Below are 8,428 nucleotides of genomic sequence, written 5' to 3'. Positions count from 1 at the left end.
TGCGTCAGACAGAAGCTTAGCTTACGGCTCATAACCGCTGCTTCTCACACCTTGCTTGATGCCGGCCAAAATCAGTCAAACAACTGCCTTCACATAAGCTGAACTTATCCGAAAGTCCTCCAATCGAAATTGAATCATCCTCCCCATCATGTAAAATTGACACTGTAAGGAGTGATTTGAACATGACAAGAATTCTCACTGCATATTTCTCAGTCAGCGGACAGAACTACTGGAACGGACAGGTCGTGGACCTTCCGGTGGGAAATACGAAAAAGGCTGCTGAAAAGATCAGCGCGCTGATCGGATCGGAACTTTATGAGATCAGGCCGGTTCAGACATATGCAAAGGACTACACAAAACGGACCGAGGAGGCAAAACAGGAACTGAAAAGCGGTGTGCGGCCGGCCCTTGCCGGAAATCTGCCCGACATGGACGACTTCGACGTCATCTTCATCGGATATCCGATCTGGTGGGGAATGATGCCGATGCCCGTCATGACGTTCCTTGAGGGAATCGACACGGCCAAAAAGACGGTCTGTCCGTTCTGCACGCACGAAGGAAGCGGCCTTGGCAACAGCATGCGCTGGGTGAAGAAGGCCTGCCCGAAGGCCGATGTCAGGCCGGGACTGCCGATTACAGGGCATCTGACGGATGACTCGGATGAAGTGATTGAAAGATGGATTGGAGAAATAACGAAATGAATGTAATGATTCTGACAGGAGCCGGACAGATCGGCATGGCAATCGCCCGACGCATGGGTTTCGGAATGAAGATCGTCATCGGTGACAGAAATATTGAAAATGCCGAAAGGACGGCAAATACCTTGAACAACGCGGGCTTTGACGCCGTCAGCGTGGAAATGGACCTCTCAAGCCTAAGGTCAGTCAGAAATCTGATCAAGACGGCAGAAAGCTACGGAAAAATCAGGATGCTGGTCAATGCAGCCGGTGTTTCGCCAAGCCAGGCCCCGATTGAGGCAATCCTGAAGGTTGACCTTTACGGAACGGCCGTCCTGCTGGAAGAAGTCGGCAAGGTGATTGCAGAAGGCGGCACGGGCATCACCATTTCAAGCCAGAGCGGCCACAGGATGCCTGCCCTGACACCTGAAGAGGACGAACTGCTTGCAACGACCCCGGCAGACGAGCTGCTCGGACTTGACATGCTCAGGCCGGAAAACATCCGCGACACCCTCCATGCCTACCAGCTGGCCAAGCGCTGCAACGAAAAGCGCGTCATGGCCGAATCGGTCAGGTGGGGGCAGCGCGGCGCAAGAATCAACTCAATCTCGCCCGGCATCATCGTCACGCCGCTTGCGATTGACGAGTTCAACGGACCCCGCGGAGACTTCTACAGGAACATGTTCGAAAAGTGTCCTGCAGGACGTCCGGGCACCGCTGATGAGGTCGCAGGCGTTGCCGAGCTTCTGATGAGCGAAAAGGGCGCATTCATCACCGGCTCGGACTTCCTGATTGACGGCGGCGCAACCGCATCATACTTCTACGGCCCGCTCAGGCCTGCGGAATGATTCCGTAAAATGCAGAGCTCAATCGAAAAGCGCATGTGAAACGTCTCTTCCGGCATTTCACACGCGCTTTTTCCGTCAATTTCCCCTGACCAGGTCATGCAGGATGTTCGCAAATCGTTCAATGTAGCGGTTGGTCCGCTCACGGCGCCAGAAGAAGCAGTAGTTTCTCGCAAGGCGCCCGCTTCCGTTCACCAGCGGAATCCGCTTCAGCCCGGGACTTGGCGGAGGAAGCTCCCCGGCCTCCTCTAACGGGATGAAGCCCCTTCCCCCTATGGCAAGAAGCCTGGCCGCATCAAGCGAGTCGGCAAACAGGAAGCTGCTCTCGTAACCGAGCGTTTCCGAATAGTACCTTTCCTCAACTTTCCGCTGGCTTTCCGGTGCAACGAGGATGCAGGGAAGGTTCCTCAAGTCCCTCATGGTCACGCTCTTTTCTTCGCCAAGAGGATTCTGCGAGGAAATCTCAACCAGACATCCGCAGTTCTTCAGGACGAAGTTGACGTACTCGCTGGAAAATGCACGCCGCTGGTCGTTCAATGCCATGTCAATCCGGCCCGAACGAAGACCGTTGTAGAGCTGTTCGTGCGTTCCGGGTGAAATTTCAATCGAAACTTCGGGAAATGATCCAGAGAACTCGGAAATCGCCTGGTAGAGCTCCTGACCGTTGTACAAATTCAGGTACCCGATCCTGAGACTTGCTTTCGAGCCGGTTCCCATCCGCGTGGTGTTTTCCTTCAGCTCGTCTGCTTCCTTCAGTATCCTGACGCACCCTTCATAAAAGTACCTTCCGGCAGGAGTCAGGGAAAAGCCCCTGTTCTTCCGTAGAAGAAGCGAAACCCCCAGTTCCTGCTCAAGTGATTTGATCTGCTGGGAAACAGCGGACTGTGAAATGAAGCACCGTTCCGCCGCCTCGGTGAAGCTTCCGCATTCAACGACGCTGGCAAAACAGCGCATCTGCCGTAACAGCATCAGCATTTCCTCCCTTCCGTCCTGTTCTTCATTTCGAATTCTAGGCGAACAAGTTCTGAATGTCAATTGCATCTGCGGGAAAAGGTGTCATCTTCCTGGAACTTTTTCCAACATCGCGCACCATGTCCCCGAACGCGCCGAACCCATTGTAAACGGTTTAATTCTAAAGTATGCTTGATTTGTAAGCAAATACAGTAAAAACATACTCAAAGGAGAGATACATCATGACATTGGTATTGGCAAGAATAGATCAGCGGCTCATCCACGGAATAGTCGTTACGCAATGGGCCGGAGAGACAAAGGCCAGGAGACTGATGGTCGTTGACGACATCATCAGCAAAGACGAGGCGCAGAAGGCAGCCATGCGCATGAGCAAGCCGGCCGGAACCGGCATGTCCATCATCGACACGGAAACGGCAATCAAAAACTTCAATGCCGGCAAGTACGACAGCCACAACGTCTTCCTGATCGTCAAGGAGCCGGAAACACTGCTCAGGCTGCTTGACGGCGGCGTCATGATTCCGAAGGTCAACATCGGCATCATGTTCGACGGACCGGACAAGAAGACGGTCAAGAAGATGGTTTCCGTAAACGACAAGGAAATCGCGGACTTCAGGGAACTGATGAAGCGCGGCGTGCCGGTGACGTTCCGATTCGTTCCGTCAGACCCGGACGAACCGTTTGACAAGTACATCAGGGACTAGAATGGAAGGTGAGTCATAATGGCAGTTATTCAGGGTATTCTCGTGGTCCTCTTCTCGGCATGGATGGTGCTTGACCAGCAGGGCCTCGTCCTTACGACATGGTTTCCGATCATGGCCGCACTCTTTGTCGGCCTGATCATGGGCGACATGAAGACGGCAATGGTCATCGGCGGCACGTTCCAGCTGATGGCGCTCGGCGTGGCCAACATCGGCGGATCATCCGTCCCGAACTGGGGCCTTGCCTCACTCGTCGGAATCTACGTCGCAATCCGCACGACGCACAACATTGCGGACGCCAAGGCCGTGGCACTTGCGGTCGGCGTACCGGTCGGGATGCTCGGCATTCAGCTTGACGTCATCGCCAAGCTTCTCAACACTTACGTAACGCACGCAGCCCAGAAGGCAATGAATGAAGGCAAATTCAGGAAGATGAACAGGATCTTCTGGATCGGACCGGCAATCTTTGCATTGTCAACGGCCCTGCCGACGGCGCTTTGCGTGATCTTCGGCAAGCAGATCGTCTCGCAGATCCTTGCCGTCGTTCCCAAATGGTTCACGAACGGACTCTCGATCGCCGGCTCGCTTCTGCCTGTCGTCGGCATCGTCCTTCTGCTTCAGGTCATGCCGGTCAAGAAGTATCTTTCGATGCTCATTGTCGGCTATGTCCTGGCAGGTTACCTCAACATGCCGATCCTCGGGGTTTCCCTGGTCGGTCTTTCAATTGCGTACTACTACTTTACAACCAGCATGAGCAAGTCTGCGGCAACGGCAGAAGCCGGCGCAGTCGAAGAAGATGGAGATGATTTTGATGAGTAAGACACTGACGAAAAAAGACATCAGAGAAGCGGCATTCCGCTATATGTTCATGGCATGCAACACATTCAACTACGAAAACCAGCAGGGGCCTGCCGTGGTCTTCGGACTGAACAAGGCCTTAAGAAAGATCTATCCTAATGACGAGGACTACAAGGCCTCATTGAACAACCACTTCAAGTACTTCAACACGACAACCTGGATGGCCAACCTCCTTCTCGGCGCAAGCCTTGCCATGGAGGAAAAGGACGGCGTTGACTCACTTGAAGCCGTCCAGTCGTTCAAGACCGGCATGATGGGACCTCTGGCCGGCATCGGCGACACTCTGATCTGGGTGCTCTACCCGACGATCATCGGCTCGATTGCAGCCTACATGGGCCTTCAGGGAAACCCGACGGGAGCCATCATCTGGCTTCTTTTAAACATCTTCTTCCTGTTCTTCCGCTTCAAGCTGTTCGACATCGGATATGATTCAGGTCTCAAGCTCGTGACGGCACTCGGCGACAAATTGTCCGTCTTCACGGAAGCAGCATCGATCATGGGCCTGACCGTTGTCGGCGCATTGATTCCTTCAGTCGTCAAGATGCAGGTTGCGCTCGTCTTCCAGACAGGCAAGGTCAAGATGCCGATTCAGACTCAGATTCTAGACCAGATTATGCCCGCACTTCTGCCGGTCCTGTTGACGTTTGGCATCTACAAGCTGATTTCAAGCAAGAAGTTCACGGTCATCCAGATCATCTTCGGTCTGATCGTCATCTCGCTTGTCTGCTCATACTTCGGCATCCTCAGGGTTCCTGCTTAAAGAAAGGAGATTTCCATGCGTAAGATTATTTTTGCAAGCCACCACAGGTTCGCTGACGGCTTGAAGGACACGTTCGACTACATTGCCCCAAATGTGGCCGACGTAACGGCAATCAGCGCCTATCTCGACAACGTTCCCGTCGCCGATGAAATCGCAGAGGCACTCAAGGGACTGGATTTGTCAGAAGACGAGGTGCTGGTCTTCACCGACCTGCTCGGAGGATCGGTCAATCAGGCATTCACGCAATACCTTGCAAATCCGCACTTCCATGTCATCGCCGGGATGAACCTGCCGGCCGTGATGTCGGTCATCATGGCGCTGCCGGAAGAAGGCTACGTTGATGAAGACTTTTTGAGAACCTGTCTGGAAGACGCAAGACAGCAGATTGTCTACGTCAACGACATATTTGCGGAAGCGGCAACTGACGAGGAGGATGAATGATGAGCGACTGGTGGAAGAAAAGCGTTGTCTATCAGATCTATCCGCAAAGCTTCAATGACTCGGACGGTGACGGCATCGGCGACCTGCAGGGCATCATCGAAAAGCTGCCCTATCTCGAAAAGCTCGGTATAGACGTTTTGTGGCTGAACCCGATCTACGTTTCCCCGCTGGTCGACAACGGCTACGACATTGAAGACTACTACAGAATCAACCCCGACTACGGCACAATGGACGACTTCAGGGAACTGCTTTCAAAGGCACATGAAAGAGGCATCAGAATCATCATGGACCTCGTCGTCAACCACACGAGCGACCGGCATGAATGGTTCCTCGAATCGAAGAAGAGCAGAGAAAACGAGTACTCAGACTTTTATATCTGGCGCGATCCGAAAAAAGACGGCTCGGAACCGAACAACTGGGGTTCGACTTTCGGAGGTTCTGCCTGGACATACGTCCCTGAAAGAAACCAGTACTACCTGCACCTCTTCGCAAAGGAACAGCCGGACCTCAACTGGGAAAACGAAAAGGTCCGCCAGGCCGTCTACAAGATGATGCGCTGGTGGCTTGACATTGGCATCGACGGATTCCGCATGGACGTCATCAGCCTGATCAGCAAGAAAGAAGGCCTCCCCGACGCACCGGAAGACCTTCCATATTCCAAGAACTACTACTTCGGCGCATCAAACGGACCTCATCTCCACGAATACCTGCAGGAGATGAACCGCGAAGTTCTCGCAGAATACGACTGCCTCACGGTCGGAGAGACCGCCAACACCACAAGTGACCAGGCAGTCCTTTACACTGATCCCGACCGGCATGAGCTGAACATGGTTTTCCAGTTTGACCACATGCACCTGGACTACGGCGAGCACGGCAAGTTCTCAAACGTCCGCTTCAAGCTAAGCGACCTGAAGAATGCCATGGGAAAATGGGAGGACAGGCTCGAAGGATGCGGCTGGAACTCGCTCTACTGGAGCAACCATGACCAGCCAAGAGCGGTCACCCGCTTCGGTGACGACGGCAGATACCGCGTCGAATCCGCCAAGATGCTCGGCACCCTGCTGCACATGATGAAGGGCACGCCCTATATCTTCCAGGGCGAAGAACTCGGCATGAAGGACGTTCCGTTCGAATCCCTCAGCGACTACAGGGACATCGAATCCCTCAACATGATTGAGGAGCTCAGGTCAGACGGCCTGAGTGAAGACGAGATAAGGCGCATCCTCTACCTCCGTTCGCGCGACAACGCAAGAACGCCGATGCCATGGGACGACGGCTTCGGCTTCTCTTCTGCAAGGCCATGGATTCCGTATTCAGCAGACAACAGGGACATCAACGTCAGACAAACCCTGGAAGACCCCGATTCCGTCTTCTGGTACTACAGAAAGCTCATTGAGCTCCGCCGCACGCATGACGTCATCGTTGACGGAAAATACAGGGCGTTGAACCAGGATGACTCGTGCGTATACAGCTTCACGCGCACGAATGCAGAAGAACAGCTGCTTGTCGTCTGCTCGTTTTCAGAAGATCCGGTGCGCTTCGAAATTCCTGAAGAGTTCGCCGGCAGGGAAATGCTCATTTCAAGCTGCCACCGTACCCCGTGCTGCGGAACGGTCATCCTGAAACCGTACGAAGCCTTCGTCATCTCCAGAAAGCAGGCCTGAAATGTGATATACTGAGTGTCTGAAGGGGGAAGGCAAAATGAGCTTTGAAGACAATGTAAGAATGCACTTTGACGAACTGTCTGAAAACGACCGCGACATCGTCCGCTACATCGAACAGCACATGGCAGACGTCATCAATTCGTCCATCGTCGAACTCGGAACGGCCACGCTGTCTTCCAAGAGCAGTGTGCTGCGGCTTGCAAGAAAACTGGGATTCCGCGGATTTTCCGACCTGAAGTTTCAGCTGGAACAGGACTACAAGACTGACCTGATCGTCCCGACCGACCTTGAGATGCAGCTGAGACGCGACATCGAAAAGACCTTCGAGTACTCGCGTCAGGTCAACTTCCAGCCCCTGATCGAGGCCATCCATGAAGCCGACGGACTCTACATCTACCCGACCGGCTTCTCGCAGGCAAACTTCGCCCGCGAATTCTCAAACGACCTGCTGATTGCAGGAAGGAGAAACTACCTGCTTGACGGCGTCACCAACCTCAACCGCATCTCCCGCAAGCTGACGGCAGACGACCTCGTCATCATCATCTCGCTTTCCGGAAACACCGCATCGATCAGGGATGCGGTCAAGAACATCAACTTCAGACAGGTGCCGCTGTGCTCCATCACGGAATTCTCGAGAAACTACCTGAGCGGTCATGCCGACTACCAGCTCTACTATGAGGCAAGCGTCATCCCGACTCCGGATCCGGGGGATGACATGAAGTCCATGACATGCCTTCCCGTCATCTTAGGCATTCTTGCCAGGAAGTACCGCGAGTTCGTATTATTTGACGAATAAAAGTAAAAGAAGCGTTTCATGTATTGGAAGAAATACGTGAAGCGCTTCTTTTGTTGACTGAAGATTCTGAGACTGTCAAATGCAGTGCACCAGGACGGGATTACGGAATCAGGGTGTGGAGCCGAGCGCTCATGAGTCCGTAAATGCCTGCCAGCTCTCAATTCAGACTAAAACAAAGCCCGGATGATCTGCAATTCTGCAAACCACCCGGGTCATTTGTTTCAGCCATGGTTTTTCCCGGCTGCTCTTTTATTCTGAAATCATAGACCGGATCTCAAAAAAACAATTTCTCTTTTCCATTGTCTGATGATTCTAGTTTCTTCTGCGCCTCAATTCTTCTGCAAGAACTGCTGCTGCCATGACAATCATTGCCAGGGCCAAAACCATGCCATGTCCTTTTGCTTCACCCATCGGAGGAATTGACTTGCCGTCCTTTTTCCTTCCGTCAGACTTCTTGACAGAGGATGCATTTGCAGAAGCTTCGGCTGTCTTGCCGCCTTTCGAGGTATCAGCTTCAGTCTTGCTGCCTGCATTCGATGAACCGTTGACGTCAGAAGATGAGTTGTCCGACTTATTTTCGACATTGCCGTTGACGGACGAATTCGTGCCGTTTTCATTTCCTGACGGCTTGTTGACGTCAGAACCGTTGCCGTTCGATGACCCGCTGTTGTTCGAGTTTCCGTCCGGAACAGTGACGCTCACCGTCTCCGGTTCGAC

At 53.3% G+C, this 8,428-nt stretch carries 9 protein-coding genes and 1 pseudogene; 8 read left to right on the top strand and 2 right to left on the bottom strand.

Features of this window, described 5'->3' with window-relative positions; genetic code table 11:
• Nucleotides 1-182: 182 nt before the first annotated feature.
• Complete coding sequence (locus V7Z60_RS07535; protein WP_334117223.1) at nucleotides 183-701, top strand: flavodoxin; 519 nt, start codon at nucleotides 183-185, stop codon at nucleotides 699-701.
• Nucleotides 698-1,525 carry an SDR family oxidoreductase gene (locus tag V7Z60_RS07530; RefSeq protein ID WP_334117222.1) on the top strand — a complete coding sequence of 276 codons (828 nt, stop codon included), beginning with the start codon at nucleotides 698-700 and terminating at the stop codon, nucleotides 1,523-1,525. The genes V7Z60_RS07535 and V7Z60_RS07530 overlap by 4 nt, the downstream gene beginning before the upstream one ends.
• A 75-nt stretch (nucleotides 1,526-1,600) precedes the next feature.
• Here the strand turns inward: V7Z60_RS07530 and V7Z60_RS07525 are convergent, their stop codons facing one another.
• Nucleotides 1,601-2,497: a LysR family transcriptional regulator gene (locus V7Z60_RS07525; protein WP_334117221.1), complete on the bottom strand. Its 897-nt coding sequence runs from the start codon at nucleotides 2,495-2,497 to the stop codon at nucleotides 1,601-1,603.
• Nucleotides 2,498-2,715: 218 nt separating this feature from the next.
• Here V7Z60_RS07525 and V7Z60_RS07520 point away from each other — a divergent pair, with 218 nt between their 5' ends.
• Genes V7Z60_RS07520 through V7Z60_RS07495 form a run of 6 tightly spaced genes read left to right on the top strand, consistent with a single transcriptional unit; the run spans nucleotide 2,716 to nucleotide 7,711 of the window.
• Entirely contained in the window at nucleotides 2,716-3,195 is a 480-nt protein-coding gene (locus V7Z60_RS07520; RefSeq protein ID WP_334117220.1) for a PTS system mannose/fructose/N-acetylgalactosamine-transporter subunit IIB, read from the top strand.
• 18 nt (nucleotides 3,196-3,213) lie between these two features.
• Entirely contained in the window at nucleotides 3,214-4,011 is a 798-nt protein-coding gene (locus tag V7Z60_RS07515; RefSeq protein ID WP_334117219.1) for a PTS mannose/fructose/sorbose/N-acetylgalactosamine transporter subunit IIC, read from the top strand.
• A complete protein-coding gene (locus V7Z60_RS07510; RefSeq protein ID WP_334117218.1) occupies nucleotides 3,995-4,810 on the top strand; it encodes a PTS system mannose/fructose/sorbose family transporter subunit IID in 816 nt (271 codons plus the stop codon). The genes V7Z60_RS07515 and V7Z60_RS07510 overlap by 17 nt, the downstream gene beginning before the upstream one ends.
• Before the next feature lie 15 nt (nucleotides 4,811-4,825).
• Nucleotides 4,826-5,251, top strand: a complete 426-nt coding sequence (locus tag V7Z60_RS07505) for a PTS sugar transporter subunit IIA (RefSeq protein WP_334117217.1) — start codon at nucleotides 4,826-4,828, stop codon at nucleotides 5,249-5,251.
• Nucleotides 5,251-6,915, top strand: coding sequence for a glycoside hydrolase family 13 protein (locus V7Z60_RS07500; RefSeq protein WP_334117216.1), 1,665 nt, complete (start codon nucleotides 5,251-5,253; stop codon nucleotides 6,913-6,915). Before V7Z60_RS07505 ends, V7Z60_RS07500 begins: the two co-directional genes overlap by 1 nt.
• Nucleotides 6,916-6,952: 37 nt before the next feature.
• Complete coding sequence (locus V7Z60_RS07495; protein WP_334117215.1) at nucleotides 6,953-7,711, top strand: MurR/RpiR family transcriptional regulator; 759 nt, start codon at nucleotides 6,953-6,955, stop codon at nucleotides 7,709-7,711.
• Between the two features lie 312 nt (nucleotides 7,712-8,023).
• Here the strand turns inward: V7Z60_RS07495 and V7Z60_RS07490 are convergent.
• Nucleotides 8,024-8,428 (bottom strand): annotated as a pseudogene (locus V7Z60_RS07490) (hypothetical protein); the annotation flags it as partial.

Origin of the sequence: Ligilactobacillus sp. (assembly GCF_036846325.1) — a bacterium.
GTDB lineage: Bacteria > Bacillota > Bacilli > Lactobacillales > Lactobacillaceae > Ligilactobacillus.
This window is presented reverse-complemented; position numbering and strand designations above follow the sequence as displayed.

What these genes read in the sequence shown, in the direction of transcription:
- V7Z60_RS07525 (WP_334117221.1), bottom strand. Translation starts at nt 2,497, where the DNA reads ATGCTGATGCTGTTACGGCAGATGCGCTGTTTTGCCAGCGTCGTTGAA.
- V7Z60_RS07530 (WP_334117222.1), top strand. Translation starts at nt 698, where the DNA reads ATGAATGTAATGATTCTGACAGGAGCCGGACAGATCGGCATGGCAATC.
- V7Z60_RS07520 (WP_334117220.1), top strand. Translation starts at nt 2,716, where the DNA reads ATGACATTGGTATTGGCAAGAATAGATCAGCGGCTCATCCACGGAATA.
- V7Z60_RS07535 (WP_334117223.1), top strand. Translation starts at nt 183, where the DNA reads ATGACAAGAATTCTCACTGCATATTTCTCAGTCAGCGGACAGAACTAC.
- V7Z60_RS07500 (WP_334117216.1), top strand. Translation starts at nt 5,251, where the DNA reads ATGAGCGACTGGTGGAAGAAAAGCGTTGTCTATCAGATCTATCCGCAA.
- V7Z60_RS07505 (WP_334117217.1), top strand. Translation starts at nt 4,826, where the DNA reads ATGCGTAAGATTATTTTTGCAAGCCACCACAGGTTCGCTGACGGCTTG.
- V7Z60_RS07515 (WP_334117219.1), top strand. Translation starts at nt 3,214, where the DNA reads ATGGCAGTTATTCAGGGTATTCTCGTGGTCCTCTTCTCGGCATGGATG.
- V7Z60_RS07495 (WP_334117215.1), top strand. Translation starts at nt 6,953, where the DNA reads ATGAGCTTTGAAGACAATGTAAGAATGCACTTTGACGAACTGTCTGAA.
- V7Z60_RS07510 (WP_334117218.1), top strand. Translation starts at nt 3,995, where the DNA reads ATGATTTTGATGAGTAAGACACTGACGAAAAAAGACATCAGAGAAGCG.